Consider the following 17,652-nt stretch of genomic DNA (forward strand, 5'->3'; position numbering starts at 1 on the left):
CTTACCTGAGAGGCCGACACCATGAACGCCATCACCCCCGGCCCGCTCCCCGCCGATGTGCTCACCCGGGACGATGTACGACGAGCCCTCGGCGAGCACGATTTCGGCGCAGCGTTCAGGCTGTTCAAGAAGTACGGGGGCCTCAGCCAGAATCGGATCGCCTCCGCCTGTGTGCTCACTCCCGGCAAGGTGTCCAACATCGTCTCCGGACAGCAACGCATCGAGTCCTACGCCGTGATCTGCCGCATTGCCGACGGGCTGCGCATCCCAGGCCACTTGCTCGGACTCGCCTCCCGCCCGTGGGAGACCGGCAAGACGCAGCCTGGTCCCGATGTGGAGCAGAGAGCAGGGTCAAGCGCCGAGGTGGTGTGGCAGCCGGACACAGTCCCGGCCATGGCCAGTCGCTTGACGAGGAGCGACCTGGTGATGGACCGCCGTGCCGCAACACGTGCCCTGGCTGCCGGTGTCGTTACCGGACCGGCCCTTCTTGACTCTCTCGACGGCTGGCTCACCCCCAGCGTTCCGAAGCTTCCCTCCGCGGCCCGTCGTGGCCGACTGAGTCTGCAGGAGGTCGAGGAACTGGAAGCCACGGCCCGGGTTTTCCGTACCTGGTCCCATCGCTTCGGAGGGAGGCTCCGCCGCAAAGCCGTCCTCGGCCTGCTCGACGAGATTGCCGCAGCTCTTGCCGAACACCAGCAGCCCGAGGTCCAACAACGCCTGTACGCCACCATGGCGCAACTTGCCGGAACCGCGGCGTCGATGTCCTGGGACTCGGGCATGCAACACGCCGCCCAAGGCTATTACCGTCTCGCGCTGCGCGCCGCGCACGCGGCGGGCGACGCCCCGTTCGGCGCGAACATCCTCGCCGGGATGGCCCGCCAACTGCTCTTCCGGGACCGTCCGGCCGACGCCCTGGAACTCGTCCGCCTTGCCCAGGAAGGTTCGCGCACCACAGCCGGGCCCAGGCTGAAGGCGATGCTGGCCACCCGCGAAGCCTGGGCATACGCGGCGATGGGTCGTACCAGCGCGTTCAAGCGCACTACCGATCGGGCGGCCGAAACCCTCACCAACGCGAAGCCCGGTGTGGAACCGTACTGGATCAACTACTTCGATCAAGCCGAACTCGACGGCGTGACCGGCGGCCGATTTCTCGACCTTGCCCGCGTCGAGCCTCGTCGCCACGCCGAAGCGGCAGCCGAGAAGATCCACAGCGCGCTCGCCGCACGCGGGCTGGAGACCGGACGGGGCCATGTCCTGGACCGAATCGGGCTGGCAGAATGCCACTTCCTCCGAGGCGACCTCACCGCGGCCGCCACCTGCACTCGCGCGGCCGTCGAAGTTGCCGGTACGACCCAGTCCCAGCGCGTGCGTGACCAGCTCACATACCTGTACCCGTACACCGTCGGGAACAGCGCGCCGACAGCTGTCCGGGAAGTCCGTGACCTCCTGCGGACCCAGCTAGCCGAAGGGAAACCCATTCCGTGACCACGATCTCCGTCACCGGCCATATGGATCTCACCGACGAGACCGTTCCCGTCGTCCGCGTGGCCCTGCGGGATCTCCTCGAGCAGTACGCCGACGGCAGCCTGGTCGGGGTGTCCTGCATCGCCAAGGGTGCCGACGCACTGTTTGCCGAAGCCGTTCTCGAAGCCGGCGGCTCGCTCGTCGTCGTCATCCCTTCGCGCGACTACCGGCAGGCCAAGGTCAAGCCCGATCATGCCGAGGTCTTCGACCGCCTCAGCGCCGCAGCAGCCGAAGTCCTGGTGATGCCGCACGAGACCGCGAACCGGCAGGCGTACGAGGCCGCCAACGCGGTGCTGCTGGAGCGGGCCGACCGGCTGGTCGCCGTGTGGAACGGTGAGCCGCCGTCCGGAAAGGGCGGTGGCACCGCCGACGTGGTCGTGGAAGCACGAACGGCCGGCCTGCCCGTCGACGTGGTGTGGCCCGATGGAGCCGGCCGCCGCACCCGGTGAGGTGCGGCGGTCGGCCGGGGGAGGGACTCCTCGATCAGCCCTGGTCGGCCGCGAACGAGGCCATCCACGTGAGCGCGGAGTTCCAGTTGATCGTGATCTCGTTCGTCGCCCACGACTGGATGTCGTCGATGTAGCAGAACTGACCCACGCAGCCCTGCAGCTTTGCCTGGGCGACCGGGTCCTGGATGCTCGAGTTCGCGCCGCCGGAGAGTGAGCCGACGGGCGGGCCGGGGAGGTTGGGGTCGAGGGAGTGGGCGTACCAGCGTGTGTGCTGGTTGTGCGCGTTCGCCTCTCCGTAGCCGGTTATGTAGGAGATGTTGAGCGCGTTGCGGCCCATGACGTAGTCCATGCTCTCCAGCGCGGCGTTACGGTACTTCCCGTCGTGCGTCAGGTCGTACGCGGTGGCCAGCACCGACGCGTTGTTGAGCACCTGGTGCGAGGAGCCCCAGTCGTACATGTTGTTGTCCGGGTTGTACGGCAGGCCGTACGGCTGGGCCTTCGCCTCCGCGAGGTAACGGTCGGCGCCCCTGATCACGGAGCGGCGGACCTGGTCGCGGTCGGGCAGTGAGCTCGGCAGCATTGCCAGGTCCATCCGGGCCGGGACGGTCATCCGCGCCCAGTCGTAGCTGATCGGGCCGAAGGCGTCGTAACGGATGCTGTGGACGGGGGAGTTCTGCACGAAGTTGCGCAGCTCCGGCTCACCGGTGGTGAGGAACAGCTCGGCCGCCGCCCAGTAGAACTCGTCGTCGAGGTTGCGGTCGGAGTACGTGCCGCCGCCGATGCCGTCGGCCTCGGAGGCGTACATCTCCGGGTTGGCGCGGGCCGCGGCCCAGGCCTTGCGGGCGGCGCGCAGGGCGTCGGCCGCGAACTCGGGGTCGTAGTGCTCGTAGACGCGGGCCGCCTGCGCGGCTGCGGCGGCGAGGTTGAGCGTGGCGGCGGTCGACGGCGGGTGCAGTTCGCGCTTCTGGGGGTCGGTGGCGGGCAGCTGCGGCAGACCGGTCCACGCCTCGTCGTGGATCTTGTGGTGTGCCATGCCGGCCAGCGGCTGCCCGTCCGGGACCTGCATCTTCAGCAGGAAGTCGAGCTCCCAGCGGGCCTCGTCCAGGATGTCCGGGACGCCGTTGCCGCTCTCCGGGATGTCCAGCGTCCCGTCGCCGAGCTCGGCAGCGTGGCCGGTCAGCTTCGCGCGCTCGTAGGTGCTGAGCAGCTGCCACACGGATATACCGCCGTTGACCACGTACTTGCCGTGGTCACCCGCGTCGTACCAGCCGCCGGAGACGTCGAGGGTGTAGTCGCAGACGCCCGGCTGGCACGGCACCTCGGTGTCGCCGGTGTTGGGCGCGACGCCGATGTGCCCGGCCGCGCGGCCGTAACCGGGGCGCAGTTCGTCGCTGATCGCGATGCCGCTGCGCTGCGTGTAGTAGAACTTCGCGGCGTCCAGGCGCAGCCGGTCGTAGGCCTCGGTGCCGATGTCGAACGGGCGGCTGGTCTCGCCGTCCGCGGTGAGGGTGTAGCCGGCGCCGGAGGTGTCGAAGTCGGTGAAGGCGATGGAGTGGACGTTCTGCCCGGAGGAGGCGTCCGTGCCGCGCGGGGTGGTGGTGCCGCTCTTGACGACGTCACCGTCGGCGTTCTTCAGCTCGTACGGCAGCGGCTCGGTGGCCTCGGTGACGACCGTGGCGTTCTTCGGGCCGTGCGGGGTGTAGGCGACCTGGTTGACGCGGACCCGGGGGCCGGTGTCGGGCTCGTAGACCTCCGGCGGGACGCCGCCGAGCAGGGAGACGTCGTCGAGGCAGAGGTTCCAGTCCGCGGCGTTGCCGCCGACCTGGAGGGCGACCTGCGCCTGTGCGGTGTCCATGGGGGAGGTGAAGGTGTACGAGTAGACGTCGCCGGAGACGTTGATCTGCGGGCTGACCTCGAAGTACGTGGTGTACGGCTCGACCTGGAGGCCGACGACCGCGCGGGCGACGTTGCCGCCGGGGGTGCCGGTGGCCCGGAAGCTGAACCGGTAGGACTCGCCCTCGACGAGGGTGAGGTCGTTCTGCCCGATGATCGAGTCCCAGCGGTTCGCCGTCCCGCCGGGTATCTCCGCGCAGAGCTCGCCCTCGGCCGGCACCGCGGTGACGTTGCTCGTCCACCAGGGATCGGTGCCGGTGTCGAACGTTCCGTTCCTGACCTGCTCGACCTCGGCGGCACCGGCCGTCGCCGCGGGCAGCGCGGACAGCCCTGCGGCCAGCAGGGAAATCAGGGCTAACACAACCGTTCTGGGTCGTCTCACGGTGAGCTCCTCATGGGGGGTGGGAGGCCACCCCCACCCCGGTGGGAGCGCTCCCATGGACATGGGGAACATGCTTGCGGCTCATGTGACGCGCCGTCAACCCCGGCCCGGCGGTCCGGGCTCGCTCGCCGGCGATCACCCTTGGTTACGACGCGGTAGGCAGGCGGCCCGTGGGAGAGACAACCGGCGGGTGCCTCGGAGGCGCTACGGAGGGTTATCGAGTCGCCCGCTGGTCCCCGTCCGGGGCGCCCGGACTGCCGGCGGAAGGCACCCCCGACGATGCCACCGCCAACTACCTCCACCGCTACTTCGAGCCCACCGCCCCCCGCCATCGACGGCGGGCGTGCCGGTGACGGCGCTGCTCCTGTACGGGGCGGGCCCGGCGGCGTTCGCGGCGGCCTGCCGCGCGGGTGTACGCGGCTGAGCCGCCGAGGTCACCGGTCGCCGAGCAGCCGGCCGGCGTCCCACCACTCGGGTGTCTCGTCGACGACCGGGGTGATCTCCAGGAACGTGACCTCGTGACGGCGCAGGACCAGGTCCACGTCGGCGCGTCCGCCGGTGACGGGCACGCTCCGGTGCGAGCGGCCGGGTTCGGCGGCCTCCCGCAGCGCGTCGAGCCGGCGGCCCGTCGGCGCCAGGGGCCGGCCCATCTCGCACCAGGCGGCCCAGACGTTGCCGTCCTCCTCGCTCACCGAACGCCGCCGGCAGAAGGCGGAGCCCCGTGCGCCGGGGGAGCCGACGGGCAGGGACAGCCGCACGGTGTGCCCGTCGACGGGGTCACCGCCGGCCGGATCCGCCGGGGCCCAGGCCAGCACGGTGACCCGGCCGTCGCCGTGCCGCGTGACGAGGTGGTCCTCGCCGCGCGCCAGCACCGCGTCGCCCATCTGGGCCATGAAGGCGTACAGGTGATAGGCCGGCTTCTTGATCTGGCGGTGAGTCAGCAGCCCGAAGCCGCCGTGGAAGAGGGCGGTGGGGATGCCCACCTCCTCGAACACGTCGCAGAACGTCCAGTACGAGAAGGAGTCCGCGACGTCGCCGCCGCCCGCCACCACCGGCGCCAGATAGGCCGCGTGGAAGGCGGTGTCGTGGATCGGGTTGTCCGGCCGGTACGACGAGTTGAACTCGGTGATGTGCAGCGGCAGACCGGCGAGCCGGGTGCCGGCCAGTTGCTGCCGCGGGGCGGCGAACTGCTCCAGCAGGGCCGACGCCGGCATGAGCGTCTGATGCGTACCGAACGGCACGTGCCGCTCGGGGCCGCTGCTGTAGGCGTGCCGGCTGACGAAGTCGATCGGCAGGTCGCGGTCCTCGACGAACGCGCCGAAGCGCTGGATCCACTCGTCCCGGTAGCCCGGTGCGAGGGACGGCCCGCCGACCTGGAGTCCGGCGTCGACCTCCTTCACGGCCAGTGCGCTCACCTCGTAGAGCCGGTGGTAGCCGTCCTGTCCGCCCGTCCAGAAGATCGGCAGATTGGGCTCGTTCCACACCTCGATCGGCCACTCGCGCACCTGGTCGAGGCCGTAGCGGTCGATCAGGTGCCGGAGCACGGCGCGGACGAGTTCCGCCCACTCCTTCTCGTCGGCGGGCGGGGTGATGTTGCCCTTCCACCAGAAGACGGTGTCCTCGCCGGAGGCGAGCTGCGAGGGTGTGAAGCCGAGTTCCAGGAAGGGCGCGATGCCCAGTTCGAGGTAGGCGTCCACCACCTGGTCGAGATACGTGAAGGCGTGGCGCACCCGTCGTTCGCCGGCGTGCTCGTACGGCCGGTGAACTCCCATCCCGTCGCTCAGCAGCCCGTGTCCGCGGATGTACCGGAAGCCGATCTCCCGCTGTGTGAGCGCCAGGGATTCCTGGTAGTCGCGCCGCAGCGCGAGGTCGAGGCGGCCCGTGCCCACGCACGTGCGCCAGGCGTCGGACAACGGGGCTGTCGGCTGCTGGGGAACGACGATCCGCATGGGATTCCTTCACTGCGGGACGCGGGACGCGGGGGGTGAGGGTGCTCGGGTCACGGGGCGAAGGGATCGCGGCCGTGCTCGTGCCCCAAGCGCTGCGCACCCTAGGGAGTCCGCGAAAAGGGTGTCAAGGCATCGGACCGCATCGGCGGAATACATACGCCCACCCGGTAACGATTGCGCAACTTGCGAAAACTTTGGTGTTGCCGCTGCGTGCACACGCCTGTACACATGCCTCATCTTCGCGGATGGCTTCATTATTTTGCGCAAACATCCGCCCTCAGGTGTTGATCACGCCGACAGATCAGGGAGTTCCACGATGACGAGGAATACGCGCAGCGCGACGGCCGTCGCGATCGGCTTGGGGCTCGCTCTCGCCGCCACCGCCTGCGCCGGCAGCGGCGAGGACGACGGCGGTTCGTCCGGCGGCAAGGTCAGCGTGACCTTCTGGGAGAACGCCTCCCCGGGTCCGGGCGCGGAGTTCATGAAGGCGTCCGTGAAGGAGTACGAGGCGCAGCACCCGAACGTCGACATCAAGATCCAGTACGTCCAGAACGAGGACTTCGACGGCAAGCTGCAGACCGCGCTCAACTCGAACTCCGCGCCCGACATCTTCCTCCAGCGCGGCGGAGGCAAGATGCAGGCCATGGTCGACGCCGGCCAGATCCGACCCCTGGAACTCACCGACACCGACCGGGCGAACGTGGGTGCCGCAGCGCTGGCGAGCGACACCCTCGACGGCAAGGTCTACGCGATCCCGCTCGACACGCAGCCCGAGGGCATCTACTACAGCAAGGACCTCTTCGAGCAGGCCGGCATCGCCGCCCCGCCGGCGACGATGGGCGAGCTCGGGGACGCCGTCGGGAAGCTGAAGAAGATCGGCGTCGCGCCGATCGCGGTCGGCGCCAAGGACGGCTGGCCGGCCGCGCACTGGTACTACAACTTCGCCGTGCGCGAGTGCGCCCAGGACACCATGAACGAGGCCGCCAAGTCGCTCGAGTTCTCGGACCCGTGCTGGACCAAGGCCGGTGAGGACCTGGAGGAGTTCCTGAAGACCGAGCCCTTCCAGAAGGGCTTCCTGACGACCCCGGCCCAGCAGGGCGCCGGCTCGTCGGCCGGCCTGCTCGCGAACCACAAGGCCGCCATGGAGCTCATGGGCAACTGGGACCCCGGAGTGATCGGCAGCCTCACCCCGGACGAGAAGCCGCTCCCGGACCTCGGCTGGTTCCCCTTCCCCGAGGTGCCCGGCGGCCAGGGTGACCCGACCGCCATGATGGGCGGCAGCGGCGGCTACTCGCTGTCCACGAAAGCGCCGAAGGAGGCGTTCGGCTTCCTCCAGTTCCTGATCACCAAGGAGCAGCAGGAGGCCTACGCCAAGGCGTTCTTCACCATCCCGGTGAACAAGGACGCCCAGGGCGTCGTCACCGACAGCTACAACATCTCGGCGCTGACGGCCTTCAACAAGGCGGCCTACTCGATGCAGTTCCTGGACACCATGTACGGCCAGAGCGTCGGCAACGCGATGAACACGGCCGTGGTGAACCTGTTCGCGGGCAAGGGCACCCCCGGCGACATCGCCAAGGACACCAACGCCGCCGCCGAGAAGGGCTGAGCGAGCAGCCATGAGCGACACCCTGGGTACTGACATGGTCTCCGGCCGTCAGTCGCAGGGCACGCCCCGAGCCGGGGACGCGGACGGGTCCGCGTCCCCGGCTTCGCCCCGAGCGGCCGCGCGCCGCCGCGGCCGTGCCATGATGCGACTCGAGATCGCCTTCCTGTCCGGACCGGCGATCATCATGTTCCTGGCGTTCGTGATCTTCCCGGTCGCGCTCGCCGCCTACTACGGCTTCTACCGGTGGCACGGCTACGGGCCCCCCACCGAGTGGGTCGGGTTCAACAACTACAAACTGATCCTCGAGGACCCGGCGTTCCACGACGTCATGAAGCACACCTTCATGATCCTGGGGCTGTCGCTGGTCGTGCAGGGACCGCTGGCCATCGCGATGGCGCTGCTGCTCAACCAGAAGATCCGCGGTCGCTCCGCCATCCGCGTCCTCATCTTCGTGCCGTACATCATCTCCGAGGTCATCGTGGGTACGGGCTGGAGCCTGATGCTGCCGGAGTCCGGCGCGCTCAACGGTCTGCTGTCGAACGCCGGACTCGGTTTCCTCGGCGCCGACTGGCTCGCCGACCCGGACCTGGCGATCTGGACACTGCTGGGCATCATCACCTGGAAGTACATCGGCTTCGCGGTCATCCTGATGCTCGCCGGACTCCAGTCGATCCCCGACGAACTCTTCGAGGCCGCGGCCATCGACGGCGCCTCGTACTGGCAGATCCAGCGCCGCATCACGCTGCCGCTGCTGGGGCCGACGATCCGCATCTGGGCGTTCCTGTCGATCATCGGCTCGCTGCAGCTGTTCGACCTCGTGTACATCATCTGGGGTCCGGACGTGGCGGGCATCGCCGGCACCTCGACCATGGCGATCTACATGGACGCCCAGGGCCGCAGCGCGGGGAACTACGGCTACGGCAGCGCGATCGCGGTCGTGATGTTCCTGATCTCTCTCGTCGTCGCCCTGATCTACCAGCGCTTCGTCCTGCGCCGTGATCTGCGGGGCGCTGTCACGGAAGGAACGAACCGATGAGCGTGACGACCGCCGGCTCCCGGATCCCCCGGGCGGAGGGAGGCGGCACGAACCGTCGCGGCGACGCGGGCAAGCCGGACACGTGGGGCAGCCCCGTCACCTACTTCGTCTCGCTGATGCTCATCGGCGCCTGCGTCGCGCCGGTGATCTACATCGTCATCGGCGGATTCCGTACCAACTCGCAGATCACCACAAGCCCGGCCGGGCTGCCCGACCCGTGGGTCGTGAGCAACTACACCGACGTCCTGCGGTCGAGCCAGTTCTGGGGACAGTTCGCCAACTCCGTGATGGTCGCGCTGGCGAGCACCCTCGGCATCGTGGTCCTCGGCCTGATGGTGAGCTTCGTGATCGCCCGCTACGACTTCAGGCTCAAGGGCGCCATGTACTCGCTCTTCGCGGCCGGCCTGATGTTCCCGCTGGTCATCGCGATCACGCCGCTGTACATCATCGTCAAGGAACTCGGGCTGCACGACAACCTGCTCGGAGTGATCATCCCGCAGATCGCGTTCGGCCTGCCGACGACCGTCATCATCCTGGTGCCGTTCCTGCGGGCCATCCCCAACGAGATCGAGGAGGCCGCCGCGATCGACGGCACGAGCCGGCTCGGGTTCTTCTTCCGGATGGTGATCCCGCTGTCGCTGCCCGGCGTCGTGACCGTCTCCATCCTCGCCTTCATCGGCAGCTGGAACAACTACGTGCTGCCCCTGTACATCCTCAACTCGACCGCGAACTACACCCTGCCGCTCGGCGTCCAGGCGTTCGCCTCGCAATGGTCCACGGACACCGCGAAGGTCCTCGCGTTCACCTCACTCGCCATGCTGCCCGCCCTGATCTTCTTCGCGGTCTTCGAGAAGCGGATCGTCGGCGGCCTCACCGGCGCCGTGAAGGGCTGAACCCCCACCCCGGGCCTGCGCCTGCCCCCGCCGGCCCGGCGGGGGCAGGCCACTGACCGGCACCTCCCCCCACGACGCGCTACGCGCCCCGGAGAAAGGACCACGTAATTGCCCCGCGTCCGCATCGAGCTCGACCGGCAGGCCGTCATCGCTCCCGTCCGGCGCCGCACCTTCGGCTCGTTCGTCGAGCACCTCGGCCGCTGCGTGTACACCGGGCTCTACGAACCGGAGCACCCCAGCGCGAACGGCGAAGGCTTCCGCATGGACGTCGTCGAGCTCGTCAGGGAGCTCGGCAGCACGACCATCCGCTACCCGGGCGGCAACTTCGTCTCCGGCTTCCGCTGGGAGGACTCGGTCGGCCCCCGCGAGAAGCGCCCGGTGCGCCGCGATCTCGCCTGGCACTCCATCGAGACCAACCAGTTCGGTCTCGACGAGTTCGCCCGGTGGCTCAAGCTCACCGGCTCCGAGATGATGCTCGCGGTGAACATCGCCACCCGGGGCATCCTGCCCGCCCTGGACCTCCTCGAGTACGCCAACCACCCCTCCGGCACCACGCTGTCGGACCTGCGCGTCGCCAACGGCACACCGGAACCGCACAACGTGCGCATGTGGTGCCTCGGCAACGAGATGGACGGCCCCTGGCAGACCGGCTTCATGACGGCGGACGACTACGGCAAGATCGCCGCCCGCACCGCGGCGGCCATGAAGACGGCCGACAAGGACCTCGAACTCGTCGTCTGCGGCTCCTCCGGCTCCAGCATGCCGACCTTCGGCGACTGGGAGCGCACCGTACTCGAGCACGCGTACGAGCACATCGACTACATCTCGTGCCACGCCTACTACCAGGAGCACGACGGCGACCTCGGCTCCTTCCTCGCCTCGTCGGTCGACATGGACTACTTCATCGACACCGTCGTCGCGACCGCCGACCACGTGGGGCACAAGAAGCGCTCCAACAAGAAGATCAACATCTCCTTCGACGAGTGGAACATCTGGTACCTCGAGGAGCACAAGGCGTCCCAGGAGGTCAACGACGAGTGGCGGCACGCACCCCGGCAACTCGAGGACAAGTACTCGGTCGCGGACGCGGTCGTCGTCGGCAGCCTGCTGATGACCCTCCTCAAGCGCGGCGACCGCGTCACCTCGGCGTCGCTCGCGCAGCTCGTCAACGTGATCGCGCCGATCATGACCGAACCCGGCGGCCCGGCCTGGCGGCAGACCACCTTCTACCCCTTCTCGATCACCAGCCGGCTCGCGTCCGGTGAGGTGATCCGCCCCGTGATCGAGACACCGGCCCGCGAGACCGCGCGGTACGGCGACGTGCCGGTCGTCGACGCCGTCGCCACCGTCGACGAGGACCACGCCGCGGTCTTCCTCGTCAACCGTGACCTCACCGAATCCGCGCAGGTCACGATCGACGTACGCGACCTCGGACTGTCCCGCGTCACCGAGGCGGTCACGCTCGCCGACCCCGACGTGTACGCGAAGAACACCCTCGCCGAACAGAACCGGGTGACCCCCTCGGCGAACAAGAGCGCGACCCTCGCCGACGGCGTGCTCACCGTCGAACTGCCCCCGGTGTCCTGGACGGCGATCGCCCTCGCGCGGCCGGGCGCGTGAGACGCCCGGTGCCGCGGCCACGTCCCGCCGCGGCACCGGGCCGGCCCATGGCAGCGCGTACCGACCCGCCCCGTCCCGTACGGGGCACGGACCGGCACACCCGAGAGGAACACATGGTTGAGCCGAACCCGCCGTCACCGGTCCCTGAACGCCGTGAGGCCGCCTGCGTACTGCGCGACGGAACGCGGCTGCGGACGATCCTGCTGATCCCGCACGGGCCGGGACCGTGGCCCGCCCTGCTGACCCGCCACCCCTACGACGTGACCCGCGACGAACACGAGGGGATGCTCGACGCCGGGCGGCTCGTCGCCGCCGGATACCTCGTCGCGCTCCAGGACGTACGGGGACGCCACGGCTCCGAGGGCGTCTTTCGCCCCAGTACCCAGGAGACGGCCGACGGCGCCGACGCCGTGGCATGGCTGGCGGCGCTGCCCGAATGCACCGGCTCCGTCGGCATGTGGGGCGCGTCCTACGCGTCGGAGACCCAGTTCAGCGCCCTGCTGGGGGACGCCCCGGCGCTGCGGTCGATCGCCGCGGCCCTGAGCCCGGCGATGTCGGCGTTCGACGGATTCCGCTTCCGCGGCGGCGTACCGGAGATCGGCAGCACGCTGGCGTGGACGCACCACGCGATCGCCCCGGACCTGATCGCGCGCACCGCCTCACCGGACGAACGGGACGCCGAACAGGCACGCCGGCAGGTGACCGAACGCGCCCTCGCCACCGGGGACGCCTACCGGGCCGGCGCGCTGCACACGGACTCCGGCGCCGAGGCCATCGTCCGGTGGGGGCTGGACCGGCTGCGCGACCCCTTCGGCGCCGAGAGCCACCGCGCCGGGAAGATCATCGGCCGCGTCGGCGCGATCGACGTACCCGTGCTCCTGATCGGCGGATGGTTCGACGTCTTCCTCGGGTCGACCCTGGAGATCCACCGCCGTCTGCTGCGCCGCGCCGAGGAGACCGGCGGGCCGGTGCCGCGGCTTCTCGTCGGCCCCTGGTCGCACGACAACCTGTCGGGCCGGATCGCCGGCGTGGATTTCGGCCCGTCCGCGTCCGCCGCTCACCGCGGCGACGGCGGCGACCTGACCGAACGCCATCTGCGCTGGTTCGACGCCACCCTGCGCGGCGGTACGCAGGACACACCACCGGTGCGCGTGTTCCTGATGGGCGCCGACCGGTGGATCGAGCCGCCCCGCTTCCCGCCGCCGCACGCCCGGACGCTCGACCTGCACCTGGGCGCCGGCGGCTCCCTCACGCCGGACCCGTCCCCGCACCCCGGCGAACGACGGCTGACGAGCGATCCCGCGAACCCCGTCCCCACGTGCGGCGGCGCCGTCCTCCTCTTCGCGCCGTACGGGCCGGGCCCCGCCGACCAGCGCGCGATCGAGTCCCGGCCGGACGTGCTCTCGTGGCGCTCCGCGCCGCTCGCCGGACCCCTCACCGCGATGGGCGCGATCCACGCCGCCATCCACCTCACGACCACGGGAACGGACGCCGACCTGGTCGTCCGGCTCTGCGACGAGCACCCGGACGGCCGCAGCACCCTCGTCGCCGACGGCGTACGGCGGGCGTCGGCCCGGTTCACCGACCCGGTCACCGGCGAGGGCGAACGGCGGCCGGTCGTGCCGGGCGAGGAACTGGAGCTGACCGTGGACCTCTGGTCGACGGCACACGTCTTCCGGTCCGGCCACCGGATACGGGTCGACCTGGCCCCGAGTTCCTCCCCCCGGTGGGACATCGGGGTGAACGCCCACGAGCCGGATGGTGTCCCCGCCCCGGCGGAACACACCATCCGGTACGGCACCGGAGCCCCGAGCCGACTCGTCCTGACGACGCTGCCGGACGTCCCGCACTGAGGCCGGCGCCCCGGGTCAGCCGCGCCGCCCCTCGGTCGCCGGAACGGGGCCGGTGGAGGCCCGGACGACGAGTTCGGTCGCCAGCTCCATCCGGGCGGCGGGCCGCACGCCGCCGTCCTCCCCGCGGGAGAGCTCGACCAGGAGCTTGACGGCCGTGGCGCCCAGCTCCGTACTGGGCTGCCGGACGGTCGTCAGCCCCGGGCTCATCACCCGCGCCTCGGGCAGGTCATCGAAACCGATCACGCTCACGTCCTCGGGGATCCGCAGCCCCCGGGCGTTCAGCGCGTCGTACACGCCGAGCGCCATCTCGTCCGAGCAGGCGAAGATCCCCGTGATCCCCGGCTCGCGGTCGAGCAGGGCACGGGTCGCGGCCTCCGCCTTCACACCGTTCCAGCCGCCGTGGGTCACGGACACCGTTGCACCGCCGTCGGACGCCGTGTAGGCCGCCGCCCGGAAGCCGTCCACGCGCGCACGGCCGAACAGATGACGCGCGTGCCCGGCGACCACGCCCAGCCGCTTGTGGCCGAGGACCAGCAGATGCTCGGCGGCCGTACGCCCGCCGTCCCAGTTCGCCACGCCGATACTGGCCGCCCCCGTCGGCGGCGTGGTCATCGGATCGATCAGCACGACGGGGACGCCGGCCGCGTACAGCGCGTTGAACTGCGGCGAGGTCGGATCGACCAGCGCCCCGATGGTGCCCAGACCGCGTCGCCGCAGAAGCCGCGACACCCAGTCGCTGTCGGGGTCGGCGAGCGTCAGCACGACGTCCAGCCCCGCGGCCGCCGCCTCACGCCCGACGCCGGCCGTCACCAGGTTCGCCCACGACCCCTCGTAGTGGGTGACCACGAGATCGAGCACGTGGGACCGGCCGGTCTCGTCAGGAACCTGGTCGATCTTGGCCCCGCCCCGGCGCGTGTAGCCCACGGCCCGCACGGCGGCCATGACCTTCGCCCGCGTCTCGGCCGACACATCCGTTCCGCCGCGCAGCACCTTGGACACGGTGGGCACGCTCGTACCGGCGGTCTCGGCGACCAAGGACAGTGTCGGCCGGGTGCCGGCGGGTCGGGGGGACATGGGGAAAGGCTATCCAGCGCGGGAAGCGCCCGGGACCACGGGGCGCCGGCGGAGCCGTCCCGGCGCCTCGGTTCCCGGGCCTCCGGGCCTTCGGCACTTCGGGACCGATGTCCTCCGGGCTCCGGGTTGCCTCAGGCCGTCGGCGCCGGGACGTACTCGTACCAGTCGAACGCGACCCTGCCCTCGACGGCGTACATGCCGATGACCCGGCCCGTGAAGCCGCAGGCCACCTCCGTGGACAGATACCGTCCGTCCAGCTCGGCGAGCAGCCGGCCCTCCGGGGCGCCGGGATCACCCAGCCAGAACGCGACGGTGTCCGGTCCGGTGGTCCCGCCGTCCGTCAGCTCGGGCGACGCGGGGACGAGGCCGGAGGTCCGCATCGCCACTGTCAGGGCCAGCGGGCCCGGCGGCACCCCCACCGAGGCCATCACCTGACGCACCGGGCCGATCCGCGCGACGACCTCGGCCTTCCCGCCGCCCACCTGCACGTCGTAGTGATGGGCCTCGTCGTACCGCACGCTCAGACCGCCGCGCCCCGTACCCGGGTCGATCAGCGCCGTCACACGGCAGTCGTGGTGCTGCTGGCGGCGGCCGACCGAGGTGTACCCGGGACGGTCGAGCGAGGGTCCGGTGGCGGTGAGCGTCAGCCAGCCCGGACGCTCGGTCAGCGACCAGGAGCCGTCGGGCCGCGCGAACGGGGAGATCCACCGCGGCGCGAGGACGGACCCGTCGAAGTCGTCGCGCGCCGGCGGCTCCGGGAACGGGTGCCAGGCACCGCCCGGCGCCGGATGGCTCTCGGGCACGGGCGCGACGACCGGCCAGCCGTCCTCGTCCCACCGCACCGGGGTGAGGAACGTCTCCCGGCCGAGCACGTGCACATCGGGCGTAAAACCGCGCGGACGGACCCCGAGCAGCACCATCCACCAACTGCCGTCCACCGCCTGCACGAGATCCGCGTGACCGGTGTTCTGGATCGGGCGGGCCGTACCGCTGTGCGACAGCAGGGGATTGCCGGGCGCCCCCTCCCACGGCCCGCGCGGCGAGCGGGACCGGGCGACGGACACGCTGTGCCCGCGCTCGGTGCCGCCCTCGGCGATCAGCAGGTACCACCACTCCCCGACGCGGTAGAGGTGCGGCGCCTCGGGAAACTTCAGACCGCTGCCCGACCAGGTGGGGAAGGGCCCCTCCAGCACCCTCCCTTTCGCCGGGTCGATCCTGGCCAGGTTGACGCCGCCCGCGGGCCCGGAGAAGGCGCACCAGCAGGTGCCGTCCTCGTCCCACGCGAGGTCGGGATCGATGCCCTCCAGATCGATCCACACCGGATCGCTCCACGGCCCCTCCGGCCGCTCGGCGGTGACGACGAAGTTCCCGCCACCGTCGATGTTGGTGTTGATCACCCAGAAACGCCCGCCGTGATGCCGGATGGTGGGTGCGTAGAGCCCCCCGGACGCCTTGGCCCCCGGCAGGGGCAGCGGCAACTGCGCGGGCCGGTCCAGCACGTTGCCGATCTGCTCCCAGTGCACGAGATCCCGGCTGTGGAAGACGGGCAGCCCGGGGAAGTACTCGAAACTGGAGCACACGAGATAGAAGTCGTCCCCGACCCGGCAGACACTCGGATCGGGGTGAAACCCACTGATCACAGGGTTTTGGTACGTATGCACAGGCGTGTATCCCTTCGAACCGACGGACTGTGCGGGGCGTGGTGGGACCATCATCCACACCCACCCGCTCCGGCGAACCCGTCGAGCCGGAGGACATCGGTGCCGTGGCAGAGTGGCCCATTGCGCTCGTCGTGCCCGAGGCCCCGGGCACGACGACTGGACGACGGGAGAGCAGGCTCTGCTCCGGATCGTCCCGCGGGTTCGAATTCCGTCGGCACCGCGGCCGCACAAGAATGAGAGCGGACAACGCAAGATCCCTGTAGGCGGACATGCTCGCCCGCACGCTATCTGACCAGCGGCTACGCACCCCCCGACCCGGCCCCCCCGACGCCGTCCACGCAGCGCCTGCTCACCGCGTGCCTGGACTTCATCACCACACCGCTGCACGAGGACATGCGCGACCGCGACCCGGCGGCACTGACCCGCCTGCGCGCCCTGGACGCCGCACTGCGCGACCAGCAGGAGGACCGCCACCGGGCGGCGGCGCTGCGGGTCCCCGCCCCGGTCCTGTCCCCGTCCGGACCGCCGCCCTCTCCCCGCTCGTCTCCCACCGGTCCAGGCTTCCGCCTCCGGTGAACACGGCGCTGACGGACGGCGGATGAGGGCGAGCCCCCACGAGGTCCGTGGGATGCCGGGGCGAACGGACGGGTGCCGGGGATCCGGCCGGCAGAGCGTGGGATGGGCGCGGCGCCGATGATCCTCGCCGCGTCCGGGACGAACGCCGGCCGGACCGATCGCCGTATCTCCGACCACACGACCGGCGACCCCCATCGGTGCCGCCGCTACGCGATGCCGCCGCCGCGCAGTTGCCGGGTGATGTCGCGGGCGAGTGCCACGGCGTTTTCCTTGTACCAGCCGATCCGGGTGTGGAAGTCCTCCTCCGTGTAGAGCTCGGTCACCGCGAAGATCAGGGTGGCGTAGACCGTGTGGAGTTCGCCGGGAGTGAGGGTCCACGCCGTTTCACCGGACTGGGGGGAGAGCCGGGCCGCGAGGGTGGCGAGGGGTTGCCGGCCGCTGCCGGTGTACACGATCGCCTCCTCCTCGTCCGAGTCGCGGGCGAAGACCAGACATTCGTACACCATGGCCTGCTGCTGACGGGAGAGACGCAGGCGGTAGTGGCCGTCGTCGGTGCGTTCCATGGAAAATCGCGCTCTCACGGCAGGACGTATCTCCCCGACTCAAAGGCATCTTGCGAATAGTGATATGCGCTGATCCGGTACGGCGTCTGCACGATGAGCACACCGCGCCCCTGGGAATCCACGCGGGAGGCATCATACGCAACGCGTGACCCCTGGCCCTTGGTGTCGATGTGCGTCATCTTGCCCTTGAACGAGTTGAGGTAGTCGGCGAGTTTCTGCGGGTCGTTGCCGATTCCGGCGAGGGAGTGGTCGGGGCCGTTCTTCGTGCCGTCGGTCATCCGCTCGAAGTTGTGGTTGACACCGTCGGCGACATCCGTTCCGTACTGTCTCTCGATCGCCTCCCACGTATCGTCGTCGATCCCGCAGCCCGGTGTGGGGGTGAGGCCCTCGGGGTCCGCCCAGGTGTGAGGGTTGTGGACGAAGGCGACCGGGTTGGGGGCGGGGGCGCCCCTCGGTATCGGCACGCAGCAGCCTCAGCGTCCCCCGCCGTCGCTCCAGAACCAATCCACCCTCGATGAGGCGGGATGCCTCCCTGCTCGCCGTGGCCGAGGAGACGCCGAAGCGCCCGGC

Annotated in this window: 14 protein-coding genes and 1 tRNA gene; 9 read left to right on the forward strand and 6 right to left on the reverse strand. The window is 70.4% G+C overall.

The genetic code is table 11. The features are described 5' to 3' along the window. Window positions 1-21: 21 nt before the first annotated feature. Window positions 22-1,485, forward strand: coding sequence for a helix-turn-helix domain-containing protein (locus tag SRB5_RS31625; RefSeq protein WP_153456912.1), 1,464 nt, complete (start codon window positions 22-24; stop codon window positions 1,483-1,485). After that, a complete protein-coding gene (locus SRB5_RS31630) occupies window positions 1,482-1,973 on the forward strand; it encodes a hypothetical protein (RefSeq protein WP_323378807.1) in 492 nt (163 codons plus the stop codon). The genes SRB5_RS31625 and SRB5_RS31630 overlap by 4 nt, the downstream gene beginning before the upstream one ends. Window positions 1,974-2,007: 34 nt before the next feature. Here the strand turns inward: SRB5_RS31630 and SRB5_RS31635 are convergent, their stop codons facing one another. Together SRB5_RS31635 and SRB5_RS31640 are read right to left on the reverse strand one after the other, a co-directional pair. Further along, window positions 2,008-4,248 carry a glycoside hydrolase family 9 protein gene (locus tag SRB5_RS31635; RefSeq protein WP_323378809.1) on the reverse strand — a complete coding sequence of 747 codons (2,241 nt, stop codon included), beginning with the start codon at window positions 4,246-4,248 and terminating at the stop codon, window positions 2,008-2,010. 434 nt (window positions 4,249-4,682) lie between these two features. Then, window positions 4,683-6,197, reverse strand: coding sequence for a GH39 family glycosyl hydrolase (locus SRB5_RS31640; protein WP_153456913.1), 1,515 nt, complete (start codon window positions 6,195-6,197; stop codon window positions 4,683-4,685). Between the two features lie 316 nt (window positions 6,198-6,513). Here SRB5_RS31640 and SRB5_RS31645 point away from each other — a divergent pair, with 316 nt between their 5' ends. From SRB5_RS31645 to SRB5_RS31665, 5 genes are all read left to right on the forward strand, one after another. Continuing rightward, window positions 6,514-7,806 (forward strand): ABC transporter substrate-binding protein, encoded by a 1,293-nt coding sequence (locus SRB5_RS31645; protein WP_153456914.1) that lies wholly within the window; start codon window positions 6,514-6,516, stop codon window positions 7,804-7,806. Between the two features lie 10 nt (window positions 7,807-7,816). Next, a complete protein-coding gene (locus SRB5_RS31650; RefSeq protein ID WP_153456915.1) occupies window positions 7,817-8,842 on the forward strand; it encodes a carbohydrate ABC transporter permease in 1,026 nt (341 codons plus the stop codon). Next, entirely contained in the window at window positions 8,839-9,735 is an 897-nt protein-coding gene (locus SRB5_RS31655; protein ID WP_153456916.1) for a carbohydrate ABC transporter permease, read from the forward strand. The genes SRB5_RS31650 and SRB5_RS31655 overlap by 4 nt, the downstream gene beginning before the upstream one ends. Window positions 9,736-9,843: 108 nt before the next feature. Then, complete coding sequence (gene arfA, locus SRB5_RS31660) at window positions 9,844-11,355, forward strand: arabinosylfuranosidase ArfA (RefSeq protein ID WP_153456917.1); 1,512 nt, start codon at window positions 9,844-9,846, stop codon at window positions 11,353-11,355. Between the two features lie 113 nt (window positions 11,356-11,468). Next, on the forward strand, window positions 11,469-13,208 hold the full coding sequence (locus tag SRB5_RS31665; protein WP_153456918.1) for a CocE/NonD family hydrolase: 1,740 nt from the start codon (window positions 11,469-11,471) through the stop codon (window positions 13,206-13,208). A 15-nt stretch (window positions 13,209-13,223) separates the two neighbouring features. Here SRB5_RS31665 and SRB5_RS31670 read toward each other — a convergent pair whose 3' ends face one another. Continuing rightward, the gene (locus tag SRB5_RS31670) at window positions 13,224-14,282 is read right to left on the reverse strand and encodes a LacI family DNA-binding transcriptional regulator (protein ID WP_153456919.1); all 1,059 of its coding nucleotides are present in this window, start codon (window positions 14,280-14,282) and stop codon (window positions 13,224-13,226) included. A gap of 131 nt (window positions 14,283-14,413) precedes the next feature. After that, window positions 14,414-15,943 carry a glycoside hydrolase family 43 protein gene (locus SRB5_RS31675; RefSeq protein WP_323378810.1) on the reverse strand — a complete coding sequence of 510 codons (1,530 nt, stop codon included), beginning with the start codon at window positions 15,941-15,943 and terminating at the stop codon, window positions 14,414-14,416. Between the two features lie 98 nt (window positions 15,944-16,041). On the opposite strand from SRB5_RS31675, the gene SRB5_RS31680 reads away from it, so the two are divergent. Beyond that, window positions 16,042-16,163: transfer RNA gene (locus tag SRB5_RS31680), tRNA-OTHER, on the forward strand. 173 nt (window positions 16,164-16,336) lie between these two features. Continuing rightward, window positions 16,337-16,519: a hypothetical protein gene (locus tag SRB5_RS31685; protein ID WP_153456920.1), complete on the forward strand. Its 183-nt coding sequence runs from the start codon at window positions 16,337-16,339 to the stop codon at window positions 16,517-16,519. Window positions 16,520-16,725: 206 nt separating this feature from the next. Here SRB5_RS31685 and SRB5_RS31690 read toward each other — a convergent pair whose 3' ends face one another. Next, on the reverse strand, window positions 16,726-17,082 hold the full coding sequence (locus tag SRB5_RS31690) for a hypothetical protein (protein ID WP_153456921.1): 357 nt from the start codon (window positions 17,080-17,082) through the stop codon (window positions 16,726-16,728). 14 nt (window positions 17,083-17,096) lie between these two features. Beyond that, window positions 17,097-17,546, reverse strand: a complete 450-nt coding sequence (locus SRB5_RS31695; RefSeq protein ID WP_153456922.1) for a hypothetical protein — start codon at window positions 17,544-17,546, stop codon at window positions 17,097-17,099. Between the last annotated feature and the right edge of the window lie 106 nt (window positions 17,547-17,652).

It is taken from the genome of Streptomyces smaragdinus, from assembly GCF_009604385.1.
Lineage (GTDB): Bacteria > Actinomycetota > Actinomycetes > Streptomycetales > Streptomycetaceae > Streptomyces > Streptomyces smaragdinus.

Excerpts from the sequence above, each read along its gene's own strand:
- SRB5_RS31625 (WP_153456912.1), top strand. The coding sequence starts at position 22 with ATGAACGCCATCACCCCCGGCCCGCTCCCCGCCGATGTGCTCACCCGG.
- SRB5_RS31640 (WP_153456913.1), bottom strand. The coding sequence starts at position 6,197 with ATGCGGATCGTCGTTCCCCAGCAGCCGACAGCCCCGTTGTCCGACGCC.
- SRB5_RS31645 (WP_153456914.1), top strand. The coding sequence starts at position 6,514 with ATGACGAGGAATACGCGCAGCGCGACGGCCGTCGCGATCGGCTTGGGG.
- SRB5_RS31650 (WP_153456915.1), top strand. The coding sequence starts at position 7,817 with ATGAGCGACACCCTGGGTACTGACATGGTCTCCGGCCGTCAGTCGCAG.
- SRB5_RS31655 (WP_153456916.1), top strand. The coding sequence starts at position 8,839 with ATGAGCGTGACGACCGCCGGCTCCCGGATCCCCCGGGCGGAGGGAGGC.
- SRB5_RS31665 (WP_153456918.1), top strand. The coding sequence starts at position 11,469 with ATGGTTGAGCCGAACCCGCCGTCACCGGTCCCTGAACGCCGTGAGGCC.
- SRB5_RS31670 (WP_153456919.1), bottom strand. The coding sequence starts at position 14,282 with ATGTCCCCCCGACCCGCCGGCACCCGGCCGACACTGTCCTTGGTCGCC.
- SRB5_RS31685 (WP_153456920.1), top strand. The coding sequence starts at position 16,337 with ATGCGCGACCGCGACCCGGCGGCACTGACCCGCCTGCGCGCCCTGGAC.
- SRB5_RS31690 (WP_153456921.1), bottom strand. The coding sequence starts at position 17,082 with ATGGAACGCACCGACGACGGCCACTACCGCCTGCGTCTCTCCCGTCAG.